This window comes from Marinomonas atlantica, from assembly GCF_001639725.1.
Classification (GTDB): domain Bacteria; phylum Pseudomonadota; class Gammaproteobacteria; order Pseudomonadales; family Marinomonadaceae; genus Marinomonas; species Marinomonas atlantica.
Map to the genome: position 1 here is coordinate 542666 of NZ_LTAW01000001.1, position 16061 is coordinate 558726.

Genomic DNA, 16061 nt, shown 5'->3' on the forward strand with positions numbered 1-16061 from the left:
TGGCATCCATCGTACGAAATTTTCCCAATCATTGGAACCAGTATGCGTTGTCCTTTTTGTGGTACTCAAGATACCAAAGTTCTAGACTCTCGATTAGTCTCTGAGGGTGCGCAAGTCCGCCGTCGTCGTACTTGTGGCCACTGCCAAGAGCGTTTTACCACCTTTGAAGTGGCTGAACTTCAAATGCCGAGGTTGATCAAAAGTGATGGCAGCCGTGAGTCGTTTGATGAAGATAAGTTACGCTCCGGTATTGTTAAAGCCATTGAGAAACGCCCTGTCAGTGTTGAAGCGATCGAAACTGCGATCACCCGAATCAAAGAGAAGCTACAAGCCACAGGCGAACGCGAATTACCGTCTCGCATTATTGGTGAAGCGGTAATGGAAGAGTTAAAGCGCCTTGATCAAGTAGCGTATGTGCGTTTTGCTTCTGTTTATCGAAGTTTTAAAGATATCAGTGAATTCCGTGAAGAAATTGAGCGCTTAGAAAATAGCGCGACCACCCCCTCTGAGGAGAAATAAATGGCACAGCAAAATCATCAAACGTATATGGCTCGTGCTGTGCAATTGGCGCGTAAAGGGTTATACACGACCCACCCAAATCCTCGAGTCGGATGCGTCATTGTTAAAAATAATCAAGTGATCGGTGAAGGCTTTCATCTGAAAACTGGAGAGGGCCATGCCGAAGTTCAAGCGTTGGCGAACCTGACGGAATCTGCATCGGGTGCCACAGCGTATGTCACATTAGAACCATGCAGTCATCACGGTCGTACACCGCCTTGCGCCGAAGCGTTAATTAAAGCGGGCGTGACGTCTGTTGTGTATGGCATGCAGGATCCTAACCCTGAAGTCGCTGGTAATGGACTGAAATTGCTTGAACAAGCCGGTATCGAAGTCATTGGACCCGTTATGGAAACCGAGTGTCGTGGCTTGAATCCTGGTTTTATCAAACGCATGGAAGAGGGCTTGCCGTTTGTTCGGGTGAAATTGGCCATGAGTGTTGATGGCCGTACGGCGATGGAATCCGGCGAAAGTCAATGGATCACGGGCCCTGCGGCGCGCCAAGACGTGCAACGTTTGCGCGCTCAAAGCTCTGCGATTGTCACGGGTATTGGCTCGGTGATTGTGGATAACCCAAGCATGACGGTACGCATTGACCCTAACGACCAAGAGGCCGATGCCAAAACAGTACGTCAACCACTTCGCGTTATTTTAGATACCGCACTGTCGATTCCGCCGGAATCGAAGATTCTCTATCCAACCAACGAAGTGTTGGTGTTCTGTGATGAAGAAGAACTCGAGTCGGATCATCTGAAAACGTTACAAAAGAAAAAAGTCGATGTACGCTTTTTACCGCTTGCAGACGATGGACGTTTAGACCTTGTTGAAGCGATGGGACAACTAGCCGATGACGGAATCAATGAAGTACTGGTTGAAACTGGTGCAGTCTTAGCTGGTGCATTTTTAGATGCTGGGCTAGTCGACGAACTTGTTATTTACATGGCGCCAAAGTTACTGGGCTCAGAGGCTCGTCCTTTGGTCAGTTTGCCGTTAGAAAGCATGTCGGATGCTGTTGAACTACACTTGTTAGACATGGCGAAAATTGGTCAAGACATCAAGTTGGTGTACCAGCCTCAATACCGTGAAGAGGGTGAAGACGCGTAATGTTTACAGGCATCATTGAAGGGTTTGGGCGAGTCGCTCAGTTGCAGCGAAAAGGTGGTGATTTAACACTCAAGATTCACGCCGAGTCATTAGACATGAGTGATGTGAAGCTAGGCGATAGCATTGCAACGAATGGCGTGTGCTTAACGGTGACGCGTTTGGAAGGTGCCAGCTATTGGGCGGACGTATCCTCAGAAACGTTGGCCCATACTACATTAGGGCATTGGCAGGTTGGTCAAACAGTAAACTTAGAAAAAGCACTGCAGCCGATATCGCGTTTAGGTGGTCATTTGGTGAGTGGTCATGTGGATACGATTGGGGAAATTTGTGCAATTTGGCCTGATGCACGCAGTATCCGTTATCGTGTCAAAGTAATGCCTGAATTAATGCGCTATATTGCCCTTAAAGGGTCAATTTGTGTGGACGGTATCAGTCTAACTGTGACAGCGCGCGAGGCAGATGAGTTTGAGCTCAGTATTGTGCCTCATACCGCGGATGGAACAATTATGTCGGCTTATACTGTTGGAACAAAGGTTAACGTGGAGGTGGATCAAATCGCACGCTATTTAGAACGATTGATTGCACCACAATCCGCACCTGCGCCCAGCCAAGAATCGATGCTGAGCGAGGCGTTTTTGGCCGAACATGGGTTTATGGGGCGTCGATAAGGACGCTCTAAATCGAATTTAAAGGTGAAGTAGCATGGCACTTAATACCATTGAAGAAATCTTGGCAGACATGCGTCAAGGCAAAATGATCATCTTGATGGACGACGAAGATCGTGAGAATGAAGGTGATCTGATTGTTCCGGCAGAATGTATTACCCCGGAAATTATCAACTTTATGGCAATGAATGCCCGCGGTTTAATTTGCCTAACGTTAATGCCAGAGCGTTGTGCGCAGCTGAACTTACCGTTGATGGTAAATCAAAATGGTGCGGCGTTTAGTACCAATTTCACGTTGTCAATTGAAGCGGCTGAAGGTGTAACAACAGGGATTTCCGCAGCGGATCGTGCCTTGACAGTGAAACGTGCGGTTGCCGCCAATGCGAAGCCTACAGATATTGTTCAACCTGGGCACGTTTTCCCGTTAATGGCGAAGCCTGGTGGCGTATTATCGCGAGCGGGTCACACGGAAGCAGGTTGTGATTTAGCGCGTATGGCAGGCTATGAAGCCGCGTCAGTGATTATTGAAGTGATCAATGATGATGGCACCATGGCACGTCGTCCAGATTTAGAAAAGTTTGCCGAGAAACATGGCATAAAAATTGGTACAATTGCCGACCTGATCCATTACCGCACACTGAACGAAGCGACTGTCCAGCGTGAAGCTGAACAAACGATCAAGACGGAAGTGGGCGAGTTTAATCTGATCACCTACCGTGACACGGTACAGGGCCTAAGCCATATGGCTTTTGTGAAAGGTGATATCTCTCCTGACACACCGACTGTGGTACGTGTGCATGTACGTGATCCTGCCCGTGATATTGCTGGGATCATCTCTGATGAAACTGAGCAAAAATGGTCAATGTCAGGGGCGTTAGAATATGTAGCCAAAGAAGGCTCAGGTGTCGTGGTATTAGTCGATACGTTAGATCGCCCGAGTGATTTAGCGGAGAGTTTTGCGGCGACACTGAACCCGCCTGCGGGCAAAGGTTCGGATAAAAGCGGCTCAGGTACGTACTTGACCGTTGGGACGGGGTCTCAAATTCTACGTGATCTAGGTGTGGGCAAAATGCGCTTACTTAGTTCACCACGAAAATTCTCTGTCACAGGATTTGATTTAGAAGCCGTGGAATTTATTCCATACAAGGGCACGCCTGTTAGTGCCGATCTAGTTTAAAGTTTAGAGGCAAAAAATGAGCGATATTAAGACTTACGAAGGTCATTTCGCAGCACCTGGAGCAAAGTTTGCTCTTGTCGTTGGCCGTTTTAACAGCTTCATCGTTGAAAGCTTAAAAGAAGGCGCCATCGATACCCTAGTTCGCCACGGTATCAAGAAAGAAGATATCACAGTGATTTACGCACCTGGTGCGTTTGAAATTCCTGTTGTTGTGAAGAAAGTCGCAGAACAAAATCAATACGATGCTATCGTCGCATTGGGAGCCGTGATTCGCGGCGGCACACCTCATTTCGAATACGTTGCGGGTGAATGTGTGAAAGGTTTAGGCCAATTGGCACTGCAATTCGGTATTCCTGTATCGTTTGGTGTGTTGACGGTTGATACAATTGAACAAGCGATTGAGCGTGCTGGTACAAAAGCCGGCAACAAAGGCGGTGAAGCTGCCTTGTCTGCTCTAGAAACCGTTGCTGTATTACGTAATTTGGAAGAGAAATAATGAGTGATCAAGAACAGGCTAAAAAGCCTAAAAAACCTTCTCGCTCACAAATGCGTAGCGCGTCTCGTTCTTTTGCTTTACAGGCGCTTTATCAGTGGCAAATGAACCAGTCTTCTGTGAACGAGATTGAAGCTCAGTTCGCTGTGGATCATGAAATGTCTACGTGCGATAAAACGTACTTTCGTGAGTTGGTCTACGGCGTATCGTCCAAAGCCAAAGCATTGGATGAGCTATTTGAGCCGTTCTTAGATCGTTCTCTTTCTGAATTGGATGCCATCGAATTGGCGACCTTGCGAATTGGCACTTATGAGCTGTCTGAGCGCTTAGATGTGCCCTACCGCGTTGCCATCAACGAAGGGGTTGAATTGGCTAAATCGTTCGGTGCGAGCGAAAGTCATAAGTACGTAAACGGTATTTTGGACAAACTGGCACAACGAGTGCGCTTCGAAGAAATCGCAGCACGCCGTAACGCAAACAAGTAAGCCAATTACTGTATCGAGAAAAGCCATCCTTTGATGGCTTTTCTTTTATATAGCCTAGGAAATGCTATGCAAGAGTTTGAGTTAATTCGCTCGATCTTTCAGTCCTCAATGATGGCCAATACGGAAGGGCGTCACGATATCCTATTGGGGATAGGTGATGACTGTGCTCAGGTGCAGGTGCCGGAAGGTCAGAGCCTCGTCTTTTCTATGGACACTTTAGTTGAAGGACGTCATTTTCCCTTTGATGCTGACCCTGTCGATATTGGTTATCGCGCTGTTGCCACGTGCGTCAGTGACCTGGCGGCGATGGGCGCTAAACCTGCCTTTTTTACGCTTGGTTTAACCTTGCCAGAATCTGATCCTCAATGGTTGGCTGGGTTTGCGGAAGGTATGGCGGAATTAGCGGAGCCGATCGGCTTGTTATTAGTTGGCGGAGATACGACCAAAGGGCCATTAACGATTACCTTGCAAGTGCATGGCTATGTAGAGCAAGACTTAACGCCGCGTCGAAGTCAGGCTCAGGTGGGCGATGACATATACGTCACTGGAACCTTGGGTGATGCAGCTGCTGCAGTACCTATTATGACGGGTGAGTTACATGTGAATGCTGACCGTTTTGATCATTTCTATGAGCATTATTGGCGCCCGGTTCCTCGCTTAATTGCTGGTATGGCACTCAAGCGAGTTGTGCATAGTATGCTGGATGTTTCTGATGGTATCGGACAAGATCTGCAGCATATTACGCGAGCATCGGGAGTAGGGGCTCGAATTAATATCAATGCGTTGCCGATATCCGATGTGCTATTAGCATGGCAGCCTGAAAACGCTCGTGTATTGGCTTTAACGGGCGGCGATGACTACGAGCTGTGTTTTACTGCACCGCAAAGTGCGCGTGATGAAGTTCAATTAATAATGCAGACCTTGCATTTACCTTGCACACGTATTGGTGAAATAACCGAATCAGGTTTTGATGTTGAAGGCTTTGAAGGTGAAACGTCTGGCTGGCAACATTTTTAATACCTAGAGAGTCTTCGTGGCTGAAAGTACCCTGTGCCAGATACAGTTTGGCGTAACCCCATACGATTTTTAGCATTTGGCTGTTGGTGATTGCTTTATTATCCTATTGATGGTGTAAACAAATGGCTTTCATGTAGCCCCGCAGTTGGTAACAATTGCGGGGCTTTTTGTATTTTATTACGAGTTATTTCCAGCCATTAGCGTCCATTAACTCTGTCGCTAGGCGGTTATTTTCTCCAAGCTTGTCAAGCTGCAAAGAATCCGCTTTGAATTTTCCAAATGGCTCTAAAGTACTTGGATAGGCTACGCCTTCAATAACCGGATACTCGTTGTTGGCTTCAGCATACCATGCTTGGCTTTCATGATTGACTAAGAACTCGATCAAGCGACGTGCATTGCGAACATTGGTGGCTGAATTTGTGATGCCAATACCGCTGACATTGACATGCGCGCCACGTTCACCTGCCGCTTGGTTCGGCCAAAAGAGCGCAACGTGATCGTAAACAGCTTTCATAGCTGGATCATCACTGTGACCCAAGCGACCGTAATAATAGGTATTGGCTAAGGTGATGTCACAGACGCCAGCTTCAACAGCACGTAATAGGTCTGTGTCACCACCGAAAGGTGGTCGGGCAAGGTTAGCAACGAAATTATTAATCCATTTTCCTGTTGCTTCTTCTCCATTGGCGGCAATCATGGAAGCAACCAGAGATTGGTTATAAATGTTTGCCGATGAGCGGGTGCATATACGGCCACGCCATTTCGGGTTGGCTAAGTCTTCGTAAGTAGAGAGCTCATTTTTGTTCACGGTCTTCGGGTTATAGAAAATAACACGTGAACGTCGTGACAAGCTTACCCAATAGTCTTCAGAGTCTCGAAGATGAGCCGGTATGTTTTCGACTATCGTATCTGATTCGAGTTGGCGTAGTACGCCTTCTTGCTTGGCGCGATGTAAGCGTCCGGCATCCACTGTGATAAAAATGTCTGCTGGGCTGGCGTTCCCTTCTGTTTTCAAACGGTGCAGTAGTGTATCTGCATTACCCGTAATAAGGTTGACTTGTACATGATACTTATTGGAATAGGCTTCCAAAACGGGAGCAATCAGAGCTTCCTTTCGCGCTGAATAAATGTTGATCTCACCGCGAGCTTGCGCCTGTGTCGGCAAAAAATTTAATGCTATCGCAGCTCCCATGAGTAGCGAAATAGAAGCGTTTGTATGTGCCATGAGTAAATACCTAATGTAATGACTGCGTGTAAAAAAGGATACCAAGATAGATAATTATTGCTAATAGTATTGACAATCGTTCTTATTTGCAAATAATAAGCAGTGTTTTCAATTGATTTTAATTCTTATTACTATTTGAGGTTTCGCGTGTCTAATATCTTGACTGTTACCAAGGAAGAGCCAGTTACACTCCGCTCACCAATAAAATTGACTGCGCTAGCAATGGCTGTATCAAGCGCTTTATCGGGCGCAGCGTATGCACAAGAAAATACCAAAAGCCTAGATGCCTTGGTGGTTGAAGGTCAGCAAATGGCAGCGGATGCAAATCCCTACGCTGAGCCTGATGCGCCTTATAAAGCGAATCGCATGTCTGACATCAAGTACGCTCGAGATATCGCGGAAACTCCCAAAACCATTACAGTACTAACCAAGGATGCCATTGAAGAATCGGGTAAAACGGATCTGGAGTCGATTCTAAGTGCACAACCTGGTATCACATTGGGAACCGGTGAGGGCGGTAACTCGTTCGGGGATCGTTACATCATTCGTGGTTATGAGGCCCGAAGTGATGTTTACACCGACGGTTTACGTGAGCCGGGACTCATCACTCGTGAGACGTTTGCCTTAGACCAAGTGGAGATTACTAAGGGACCAAGTTCAACCTTTGGTGGTCGAGGGACTACAGGTGGTGCGGTGAACTCGGTTACCAAAAAAGCCTCCCTAGATGACGACTTTACGAACTTGAGTGGCACGTTGGGAACGGATAACAAACAGCGCTACACCTTAGATACAAATAAAGTCATTGGTGAAGACTCTGCTGTACGTTTCAATGCGCTTTACTCTGAACGTGATATTCCTGATCGTGCCCCAGCGGATGAGCAGCGCGAAGGTTTCTTGCTATCGGGTACCCATGAGGTGAACCCTGATGTGTTGATCAGTGCCGATTACTATTACTTCCGTGCCGATGACAAAGACGATGTGGGTAACAAAATTGATCGCAGCACCGGTAACATTATTGATCGTGATTATGTGGGCCAAAAGGGTTTAGATTTTAGAGATAATGAAGCCGATATTGCGACGCTGACCGTTGATGCTTATTTGACCAATAACTTGCGCTTACAGAACAAAACCCGTTACGGTGAAACTAAAAACGATTATATCGTCTCGAACCAAGATGCGCGTCCTTTCTTTGATAATAACCACCGTACCTTTACTGGCTGGCAAGAAAACGAATATCTAGGTAACCAAACTAACTTCCTATGGGATGGTGATCTGTTTGGTAAACGCAATACCGTTGTGATGGGTGTGGAATACGCTCGGGAAGAGGTGGATGCTGGCAACTACTCGGTCAATACAACGAATAGCTACGCTCTTACTGACACCAATACCAACAATAATCTATGGCAAGGTTCTTACTCTCGTAATGCGGCTCGTAGCATGCTGACGCTTGAAACTGTTTCAGCTTATTTAAGCGATACAGTGACGTTGAATGACGATTGGGAAGTGAGTGGAGGTGTACGTTACGATCACTTTGACTACGAGATGTTTGTGCCTGCCTACACGAGCCGTGGTAATAGTTACCCAGATACCAACTATCAATTCTCTGATGGTTTCTGGAATGGTCAGCTAGGCGCAGTGTACTCTCCTTGGGAACACGGTAACGTCTACGCTACTTGGTCGACGTCGTCTAATATCAACGGAGGCGAGTCAGATGCTGGTACTAACTGTGGCTACGGTGGTCTGTGTACCGATGCTGATGGTAACTACTCAACGGCCGATCCTGAGCAGTCAACAAATTACGAAATCGGTACCAAGTGGCAGCTAATGGATCATAAATTGCTGCTAACCAGTGCTTTGTTCCAAATTACTAAAGATGATGTTATCGAAGGAGGGAATGACTCGTACCAAAGCGGCGGTTCTTTGAATACCGGTAAGAACCGAGTTCGTGGTGTAGAGCTAGGCCTATCGGGTAACATTACTGACAAGCTAAGCGGCCAATTGGGGATGGCGGTTATGGATTCTGAAACCTTGGAATCTTACAATCAAGATAATGTGGGTCGTCCAAAAGCGAACTTCGCTGAGAAGAGTTTGTATGCTCAAGCGAAATACATGGTGACACCTGACTTTGCATTGGGTGGTGCGATGACGTACTCAAGCGAGATCATCGGTGGTCAACCGGATGCGGGTGCATCGGCTGACAGTGTGATCAAGCTACCGTCTTACACTGTGTACGATCTATTTGCGACTTACCAAGTGACGGAAAACTTTGATCTGCAAGCCAATATTCAGAACGTAACAGATGAAGACTACTACACAGCTGTCTACCGTGGTGGTGACATCATCTTTATTGGTGATGCACGCTCTGTCAGTCTAACTGCGAACTACCAGTTCTAAGTTCGCATTTATCAAGCTCAGGCCTCCACTTAATAAAGTGGAGGCCTTTTATCGTTTATGAGGCTCATATGGTGACGATCATACCGGAGGTACTAAGTGTCCATGAATTGGCTCAGTATCATCAACATTTAAGCCACGCAGAATGGCAGGATGGCGCAGCCACAGCCGGTGGTCAGGCGATTAGCGTAAAACAAAATCGGCAGATTGATCCAAATAGCAAGCTAGCACAACAGTTGGGTGACCATATTCTGCAAGTCTTGGCAGAGCAGTCACGCTTTATCTCTGCGGCCTTGCCATTGAAAATCTTACCGCCCATGTTTAATTCGTATCAGGATGGTGGTACCTACGGCTGGCATGTGGATAACGCCATTCGCCTTATTCCCAATACAGCGATCCGTCTGCGCACTGATTTATCGGCGACCCTCTTTTTGAATAACCCAGAAGACTACGAAGGTGGTGAGTTGTGTATTCAAGATCGTTACGGTGAACAGAAGGTTAAGTTAAAAGCTGGGGATATGGTGCTGTATCCCTCAACCAGTTTGCATCAAGTTAGCCCTGTAACGAAGGGGCAGCGTTTAGCGAGTTTTTTCTGGATTGAAAGTATGGTGCGTGATCATGAACTGCGCGAGGTGTTGTTCGACCTAGATCAGAGTATTCAACAGCTCACCGCTGAACGCGGCGCAACGGATACCGAAACCGTAAAACTGAATGCTGTTTATCATCGACTAATCCGCTTGCATGCGGACACATAATTGTATTGTTTAAGAAGGTAACCTGACCGTGAGTTATGCAGCGATTCCAGAAGATGCTTTATGTGTGGCGGACTATGAGCGTCTTGCTAAAGGGGTTTTACCCCATGCGATTTTTGAGTATGTCTATGGTGGTGGTGGCGATGAAGTGACCTTGAATCATAATCGTGATGCTTTGAATGACATAAAAATTCTACCTCGAATGCTAAATGATGTAAGCAAGGGAAGCTCCCATACGACGGTGCTTGGCCAAACTTGGCGTACGCCGATAATGCTGGCACCGGTAGCATTTCAAAAAATGGCTCATGAGCAAGGCGAGATTGCAACCGCTAAGGCCGCCAGTGCTTTGGAAGTGGGGATGATGGTCAGTACTTTGTCATCGGTGGAAATGGAGTCTATCAGCCAAGAGCTCAGTTCGGAAAAATGGTTCCAATTGTATTGGCAGTTAGATCGTAATTTTACTCTAAGCCTCATTCGGCGTGCCGAAAAAGCGGGCTTTCAAGCACTCGTATTGACTGTAGATTCGGCTATTCATGGTATTCGCAACCGTGCTCAGCGAGCTAAATTTGCCTTGCCCGAAGGGATCGAAGCGGTAAATTTAAAAGATCGACCAGAGTTGCCGCGTCAGGCTTTCACTCCGGAGCAAAGCATCGTTTTTCAAGGCATGATGAGTGAGGCTCCAAACTGGAGCGATGTGGCATGGTTGATTGAACAAACTGAAATCCCTGTGATCATTAAAGGTGTCCTGCACCCAGCGGACGCACTTAAAGCTAAAGAAATGGGTGCTCAAGGTGTGATTGTCTCTAATCACGGTGGACGTACTTTAGACTGTGTACCGAGTGCTATTGAGGTGGTTGCAGCGGTACGTGAAGCAGTAGGTGCTGAGTTTACGGTTCTGCTGGACGGTGCAATAGAGCGTGGTACCGATGTGTTTAAGGCGATTGCCTTGGGTGCAGATGCGGTTTTAATTGGGCGGCCTCAGTTCTATGCACTTGCCGTAGCGGGGGCATCTGGGGTAGCTCATATGTTACGTATTCTGCGCGAAGAGTTTGAGGTGACGATGGCCTTGGCTGGCATAGCGCAGGTCAAGGACATAACAGGCACATCACTTTATTAGAAGAGGTCACTTAGGTTTACACCTCAAGCAATCTTATATGGCCACTTGAGGTGTAAGGCTGATTAGCGAAGGTCCTCATGACGTCGCAGGTATTTTTCGAAAGAACGAATTATTAAAGACAGACTTAGGGTTAATGTTAAATACATAAAGGCAACGACGTTGTAAGTCTCAAAGAACTGGAAAGTAGAGGAACTATAGATTTTACCCAGTTGAGTAATGTCTTGTACTCCCAGTACCGATACTAAAGAGGAGTCTTTGATAAGTGCCACAAAATCATTGCCAAGCGGAGGAAGGATCTTGCGCAGAGCTTGCGGCCAAATGATGAGACGGAAGCGTTGCCAGCTGCTGAGGCCTAAGGCTTGAGCGGCTTCGATTTGTCCTTTATTCACTTCTTGGATACCAGCACGAAAAACTTCTGCTATAAAAGCGCTGTAGCTAATTGCTAGCGCCAAAATAGCACGCCACAGTAAAGTGAAATCTCTTGTACGAGCTTTGTCTAACAATCCCCATTCGATTGGTTTTTGTAGCGCCCAGTTCCAGAGTTTAATCAACTCAGGTGCACCAACAAAAGCAATATAAAAAAGCAGAACAAGTACAGGGATGCCACGTAATATTTCAACGTAGAAGCGCGAAAACTCACGAATGAGTCGCCATTTTGAAAATCCCGCGATCGCAACCATCAGGCCTAGTAAAGATGCCAAAACGAATGCACAAAGAGTGACGCCAATGGTCGTCAGCAAGCCTTTGCTAAGCGTGCGAGTGATATCTTGATAGCTCTGATCGGCAATAATATTCCAGCCTAAAAGCGCCCCGAGCACCACAGTAGCTAATAGCCACCATGGTAATTTATTAAAATAGTGTTTAGTGGGCATATAAGGAGTGACTATTGGTTGTAATCAAAAAACCATTTCTGGTTAAGGGCATTCATTGTACCGTCTTCTCGCATGCTTTTGATGGCCGCATTGACAGGTTCAATGAATGCTGAGCCGGGAGTAAAAATAAAGCCAAAAGCCTCGGCCCCCAGCGCTCCCCCGACCACTTTAAAGGCACCTGGGTTTGCTCCCATGTAACCGCGAGCAGATGTACTGTCCATCAAAACCGAGTCAACGTCACCGGTTTTAAGAGCTTGAACCGATGCACCAAAAGTTTCAAACAGGCTTATACGAGGGTTCGTTTCATCACCATCCAGCACGTCATAAACGGCGACATAAAAGTTGGTCGTAGCAGGTTGGGCACCAAAATATAGGTCATCGTTCGCGGCAAATTCTTGGGCATTTGAAAAGCGCTCTTCATCGGCTCTTACTAGCATGAATTGTTCCGAAACCATATAGGGGTCAGAGAAATCGACTTGCTGCTTACGCTCTTCATTGATGGTAATGCCGTCCATGCCTACATCATATTGGCCTTGCTTTACACCTTGAATCATGGTGTCCCAGCTACTCAGTTGCCAATCTACTTTTGCATTTAAGCGTTTGGCAATTTCATTAAAAGCATCGTATTCCCAACCAATGCCTTCACCTGTTTTAGGGTCGATGAAGTTGAGCGGTGTGTAAGCATTCTCTGTGACTGCAACAATCGTTTGTCCTTTAAGGTCGGGTAAGGTGTCCGCGTAGGAAAAAGACGATAGGCTTAGCAGAAGGATGTTGGCAATGCTGAGTAATGATTTTTTCATAGGGAACCTTTAGTTGCACGATCTTGACTGGAAATAAAGCATTATACGCATGCAAAATAAGAGCCTCTATGAAATCTTGACGCATCGGTTAAAAAAAATATTAAACTTATTATTAAGGCGTTTGGCGCGCTTCGTTCCTGTGCGTATAATTCCCTTCATTATTGATCTATTAAGGTGCTATGAACTTGTCCCGTGAATTGTCACATCATCAAGCCTTCCAAACGCACAGCCTAAATGAATTAGGTGTGGTGAGTTGGATGCATGGCACATCACCCGTTCATGGTGAGGTTTTTCGCTCGCCGCAACCTTGGCTGCGTGCTGACGGTGTGCAATCGATTGCGCCGACTGTCGAGGATGGGGCGTCTTTTCGGTCTGTTGAACGGCCTGCGCCGGTCGTTGAGCCACAACAGAAAGATGCATCAGTCGCCGATTTACGTCGTCAGCTTGGTGCGGCGCCCGAGGTCATTGTAGAAGACCTTCAACCTATAGAGGAAACGATAGCCGTTCCTAATGTGGCGTTGCCTGAAACGGTACAAGGCTTGCCTACCTCCGTTCAATTGAATGGGTATTTGTTGGCGGGGCGACTGTTACTGTTGACGGATTTGCCGCGTTCATTTAACGAGCCTGAAGCGTTAGATAAACTGGCGATAAGCCTTGCTAAAGCATTGTTGAAACAAGACATCAGTGATTGGAACAGTGGACAGTTTGTTTGGCCCGGAAAGTTAAAAAACCGTTATCTGATTGTGCGAAAGGATTGGGCACTTGGTGGGTTTGAGCAATTCTTGAGTAATCAGCTTTCAGGTCAAACCCCACAATGGATCATTTTAGCGGGTGAGCAAAGTATTCAGTTCTTTGAAACTTTGCCTGATGAGCATGCTTTAAAGCTACTACCAAACGCTAAAGTAGACAGTCTACCGCAGATGTTGCGCATCCCAGAGCTGCGTAAAGAGGCTTGGAAGATCATGCAATTGAGCTTTCGCTAAAAAGGTGAATATGACGAATCAATATATGTTGCGAGAGGCAACGCTATCTGATGCTGAGGCGATTGATGCGTTAGAGCGGTCATCTGACCCGCATCCTTGGAGTGAAGGCTTGATTAGGGAGGCGCTCCAAAGTCGACAGAATTGGGTATTGGAAAGTACGGAAAAGTCGCATCTCGTTGGCTGGTTAACGGCTTCTGCTTTGTTTGATCAATCTGAACTAGAGTTAGTGGTTACCGATGCCTCGAAACGCCGGCTAGGGTTAGGTAAACGATTGCTGCAACAATGGTTAGACTGGGCTGGTAATCAAGGCTGTACAGAAGGATTATTAGAGGTACGTGAATCGAACCAAGGTGCGATCGCTTTATATAAGCAGTTTGGCTTTGAACAGGTTGGTTCACGTAAAAACTATTACTCATTAGCTGAGGGCGGTCATGAACATGCCGTGCTCATGACATGCAAACTGAAAAAAGAGAGATAGTTTATGACGACAGTACTGGTACCGATTGCCAACGGCAGTGAAGACATTGAAGCGATCACCATTATCGATGTGCTACGTCGTGGTGGTGTCGACTTGACCGTGGCAAGCGTGCATGAAGATAAGCAAGTCAAGGCAGCCAATGGAACGAATCTTGCTGCTGATGTGTTATTGACGGATGTGGCTGAGCAAATGTTTGATGCTATTGTTCTGCCCGGCGGTATGCCAGGTGCTGAGCATTTACGAGACAGTCAGTTATTAATTGATATGCTGGAAAAGCACGATATCCAAGATGCCCTTTTGGCCGCTATCTGTGCATCACCAGCCGTTGTTTTTGGAACACATGGTTTTGTCGTTGATAAACAAGCGACTTGTTACCCAGGTTTTGAAAAGGGTTTGACGGGGGCGGAGTACATTGCCGACCAACCTGTAGTGATGGATGGTAATGTGATCACTGGGCAAGGCCCGGCAATGGCAATGGCTTTTTCGCTGGCGGTTCTAGCAAACTTAGAAGGGATTGAGAAAACACAAGACGTCGCGCAAGGCTTGTTGTGCTAAATGCTTAATCTTGTCTGAATGGTCAATTGAAAAGTCGTAAATATCGACAAACTTTGTGGTTTGCGGTTGTGTTTTGTCTGGACGAAAATGCCATATAAGAGTAAAATTGATCAGATTTATTTAGTCGCGGCAACTCATAAAAAGCAGTAGTTATGCCGACGACATCAGCGAAATTTTATGAAAGCGAGGTGGACCACGAGTTTACCTCGCTTTTTTGCAACCTAAAATAGGCTTTAACGGGAGGTTCCTTTGGCAACATCAGCGATTCTTGCTCTGGAAGACGGCACGATATTCAGAGGGGTGTCGATCGGGGCAGATGGCTCCTCAACCGCAGAGGTTGTATTTAACACCTCTATGACCGGTTATCAAGAAATTCTTACCGACCCTTCCTATGCTCGACAAATGGTCACGTTGACCTACCCACATATTGGTAACACTGGCGTTAACGCCGAAGACGAAGAGTCTAACCAAATTTGGTGTTCGGGCCTGATTATCCGTGATTTACCTCTACGCTCTAGCAGCTGGCGTCAACAAGAGACGTTAGATGACTACCTTAAACGTAAAGGCGTTGTGGGTATTGCGGACATTGATACACGTAAACTGACGCGTATTCTACGAGAGAAAGGTGCTCTAGCTGGCTGTATTATGGCAGGTGATAGCATCAACGAAGAGGAAGCTGTTGCACAAGCGCAAGCTTTCCCTGGTTTGAAAGGCATGGATTTAGCCAAAGAAGTGACAACTGAAAAGTCTTACGAGTGGACTGAGTCTACGTGGGATTTAGTAAAGGGTCACACAACACCTAGCGAATTCCCATTCCACGTTGTGGCGTATGATTTTGGTGTTAAAACAAACATTTTGCGTATGCTGGTTGAGCGTGGTTGCCGCTTGACAGTGGTACCTGCGAAAACACCGGCGAGCGACGTGCTAGCTATGAATCCAGATGGTGTTTTCTTGTCAAATGGCCCAGGTGACCCAGAGCCATGTGATTACGCAATCAATGCGATCAAAGAGATCCTAGAAACTGAAATCCCCGTTTTCGGTATTTGTCTAGGCCACCAACTGCTTGCCTTAGCAAGCGGTGCTCAAACCGTAAAAATGAAGTTTGGTCATCACGGTGCAAACCATCCGGTTCAAGACATCAAGTCTGGCCGTGTGATGATTACCAGCCAGAACCACGGTTTCGCAGTCGATGAAGCGACGTTGCCAGCGAACCTTGAAGCGACTCACAAATCTTTGTTCGACAGCTCTCTTCAAGGTATTGCACGTACTGATAAAAAAGCGTTCAGCTTCCAGGGCCACCCTGAAGCGAGCCCTGGTCCACATGATGTGGCTCCATTGTTCGATCAGTTCATTGACAACATCAAAGCAACGAAAGCCTGAGCGAGAACG

Annotated in this window: 17 protein-coding genes; 14 read left to right on the top strand and 3 right to left on the bottom strand. The window is 46.7% G+C overall.

Annotated elements, in window-relative coordinates; genetic code table 11:
- Positions 1–42: 42 nt before the first annotated feature.
- The 7 genes from nrdR (at position 43) to thiL (ending at position 5499) form a co-directional block, all read left to right on the top strand.
- Positions 43–519, top strand: a complete 477-nt coding sequence (gene nrdR / locus AYW75_RS02540) for a transcriptional regulator NrdR (RefSeq protein WP_067030298.1) — start codon at positions 43–45, stop codon at positions 517–519.
- Positions 520–1662: a bifunctional diaminohydroxyphosphoribosylaminopyrimidine deaminase/5-amino-6-(5-phosphoribosylamino)uracil reductase RibD gene (gene ribD / locus AYW75_RS02545; protein ID WP_067094885.1), complete on the top strand. Its 1143-nt coding sequence runs from the start codon at positions 520–522 to the stop codon at positions 1660–1662.
- Positions 1662–2330 carry a riboflavin synthase gene (locus AYW75_RS02550; protein ID WP_067094888.1) on the top strand — a complete coding sequence of 223 codons (669 nt, stop codon included), beginning with the start codon at positions 1662–1664 and terminating at the stop codon, positions 2328–2330. Before ribD ends, AYW75_RS02550 begins: the two co-directional genes overlap by 1 nt.
- Before the next feature lie 34 nt (positions 2331–2364).
- Entirely contained in the window at positions 2365–3504 is a 1140-nt protein-coding gene (gene ribBA, locus AYW75_RS02555; protein WP_067094891.1) for a bifunctional 3,4-dihydroxy-2-butanone-4-phosphate synthase/GTP cyclohydrolase II, read from the top strand.
- Between the two features lie 16 nt (positions 3505–3520).
- Complete coding sequence (gene ribH / locus AYW75_RS02560; RefSeq protein WP_067094894.1) at positions 3521–4000, top strand: 6,7-dimethyl-8-ribityllumazine synthase; 480 nt, start codon at positions 3521–3523, stop codon at positions 3998–4000.
- A complete protein-coding gene (nusB, locus tag AYW75_RS02565; protein ID WP_067094898.1) occupies positions 4000–4482 on the top strand; it encodes a transcription antitermination factor NusB in 483 nt (160 codons plus the stop codon). Before ribH ends, nusB begins: the two co-directional genes overlap by 1 nt.
- Before the next feature lie 66 nt (positions 4483–4548).
- Positions 4549–5499, top strand: coding sequence for a thiamine-phosphate kinase (gene thiL, locus AYW75_RS02570; RefSeq protein ID WP_067094901.1), 951 nt, complete (start codon positions 4549–4551; stop codon positions 5497–5499).
- Positions 5500–5683: 184 nt separating this feature from the next.
- Here the strand turns inward: thiL and AYW75_RS02575 are convergent, their stop codons facing one another.
- Positions 5684–6724 carry an extracellular solute-binding protein gene (locus tag AYW75_RS02575; protein WP_067094904.1) on the bottom strand — a complete coding sequence of 347 codons (1041 nt, stop codon included), beginning with the start codon at positions 6722–6724 and terminating at the stop codon, positions 5684–5686.
- A 147-nt stretch (positions 6725–6871) separates the two neighbouring features.
- On the opposite strand from AYW75_RS02575, the gene AYW75_RS02580 reads away from it, so the two are divergent.
- From AYW75_RS02580 to AYW75_RS02590, 3 genes are all read left to right on the top strand, one after another.
- Positions 6872–9118: a TonB-dependent receptor gene (locus AYW75_RS02580; protein ID WP_082856354.1), complete on the top strand. Its 2247-nt coding sequence runs from the start codon at positions 6872–6874 to the stop codon at positions 9116–9118.
- Between the two features lie 68 nt (positions 9119–9186).
- Positions 9187–9870, top strand: coding sequence for a Fe2+-dependent dioxygenase (locus AYW75_RS02585; RefSeq protein WP_067094907.1), 684 nt, complete (start codon positions 9187–9189; stop codon positions 9868–9870).
- 28 nt (positions 9871–9898) lie between these two features.
- The gene (locus AYW75_RS02590; protein ID WP_231886130.1) at positions 9899–10984 is read left to right on the top strand and encodes an alpha-hydroxy acid oxidase; all 1086 of its coding nucleotides are present in this window, start codon (positions 9899–9901) and stop codon (positions 10982–10984) included.
- A 62-nt stretch (positions 10985–11046) separates the two neighbouring features.
- On the opposite strand, the gene AYW75_RS02595 is transcribed toward AYW75_RS02590, so the two are convergent.
- Together AYW75_RS02595 and AYW75_RS02600 are read right to left on the bottom strand one after the other, a co-directional pair.
- On the bottom strand, positions 11047–11856 hold the full coding sequence (locus AYW75_RS02595; RefSeq protein WP_067094913.1) for an amino acid ABC transporter permease: 810 nt from the start codon (positions 11854–11856) through the stop codon (positions 11047–11049).
- An 11-nt stretch (positions 11857–11867) separates the two neighbouring features.
- Positions 11868–12656: a transporter substrate-binding domain-containing protein gene (locus tag AYW75_RS02600; RefSeq protein ID WP_067094916.1), complete on the bottom strand. Its 789-nt coding sequence runs from the start codon at positions 12654–12656 to the stop codon at positions 11868–11870.
- 179 nt (positions 12657–12835) lie between these two features.
- Between AYW75_RS02600 and AYW75_RS02605 the strand changes: the two genes are divergently transcribed.
- The 4 genes from AYW75_RS02605 to carA all read left to right on the top strand — a co-directional run bounded on the left by AYW75_RS02605 (position 12836) and on the right by carA (position 16052).
- Positions 12836–13639, top strand: coding sequence for a hypothetical protein (locus AYW75_RS02605; RefSeq protein ID WP_082856355.1), 804 nt, complete (start codon positions 12836–12838; stop codon positions 13637–13639).
- A 10-nt stretch (positions 13640–13649) separates the two neighbouring features.
- Positions 13650–14117, top strand: coding sequence for a ribosomal protein S18-alanine N-acetyltransferase (gene rimI / locus AYW75_RS02610; protein ID WP_067094919.1), 468 nt, complete (start codon positions 13650–13652; stop codon positions 14115–14117).
- 3 nt (positions 14118–14120) lie between these two features.
- Complete coding sequence (locus AYW75_RS02615; RefSeq protein WP_067094922.1) at positions 14121–14672, top strand: DJ-1 family glyoxalase III; 552 nt, start codon at positions 14121–14123, stop codon at positions 14670–14672.
- Between the two features lie 249 nt (positions 14673–14921).
- Entirely contained in the window at positions 14922–16052 is a 1131-nt protein-coding gene (gene carA / locus AYW75_RS02620) for a glutamine-hydrolyzing carbamoyl-phosphate synthase small subunit (RefSeq protein WP_067030330.1), read from the top strand.
- The last annotated feature ends 9 nt before the right edge of the window (positions 16053–16061 follow it).

Bases quoted from the DNA above. Each gene is read 5' to 3' on its own strand.
- nrdR (WP_067030298.1), top strand. From the start codon at position 43: ATGCGTTGTCCTTTTTGTGGTACTCAAGATACCAAAGTTCTAGACTCT.
- ribD (WP_067094885.1), top strand. From the start codon at position 520: ATGGCACAGCAAAATCATCAAACGTATATGGCTCGTGCTGTGCAATTG.
- AYW75_RS02550 (WP_067094888.1), top strand. From the start codon at position 1,662: ATGTTTACAGGCATCATTGAAGGGTTTGGGCGAGTCGCTCAGTTGCAG.
- ribBA (WP_067094891.1), top strand. From the start codon at position 2,365: ATGGCACTTAATACCATTGAAGAAATCTTGGCAGACATGCGTCAAGGC.
- ribH (WP_067094894.1), top strand. From the start codon at position 3,521: ATGAGCGATATTAAGACTTACGAAGGTCATTTCGCAGCACCTGGAGCA.
- nusB (WP_067094898.1), top strand. From the start codon at position 4,000: ATGAGTGATCAAGAACAGGCTAAAAAGCCTAAAAAACCTTCTCGCTCA.
- thiL (WP_067094901.1), top strand. From the start codon at position 4,549: ATGCAAGAGTTTGAGTTAATTCGCTCGATCTTTCAGTCCTCAATGATG.
- AYW75_RS02575 (WP_067094904.1), bottom strand. From the start codon at position 6,724: ATGGCACATACAAACGCTTCTATTTCGCTACTCATGGGAGCTGCGATA.
- AYW75_RS02585 (WP_067094907.1), top strand. From the start codon at position 9,187: ATGGTGACGATCATACCGGAGGTACTAAGTGTCCATGAATTGGCTCAG.
- AYW75_RS02595 (WP_067094913.1), bottom strand. From the start codon at position 11,856: ATGCCCACTAAACACTATTTTAATAAATTACCATGGTGGCTATTAGCT.
- AYW75_RS02600 (WP_067094916.1), bottom strand. From the start codon at position 12,656: ATGAAAAAATCATTACTCAGCATTGCCAACATCCTTCTGCTAAGCCTA.
- AYW75_RS02605 (WP_082856355.1), top strand. From the start codon at position 12,836: ATGAACTTGTCCCGTGAATTGTCACATCATCAAGCCTTCCAAACGCAC.
- rimI (WP_067094919.1), top strand. From the start codon at position 13,650: ATGACGAATCAATATATGTTGCGAGAGGCAACGCTATCTGATGCTGAG.
- AYW75_RS02615 (WP_067094922.1), top strand. From the start codon at position 14,121: ATGACGACAGTACTGGTACCGATTGCCAACGGCAGTGAAGACATTGAA.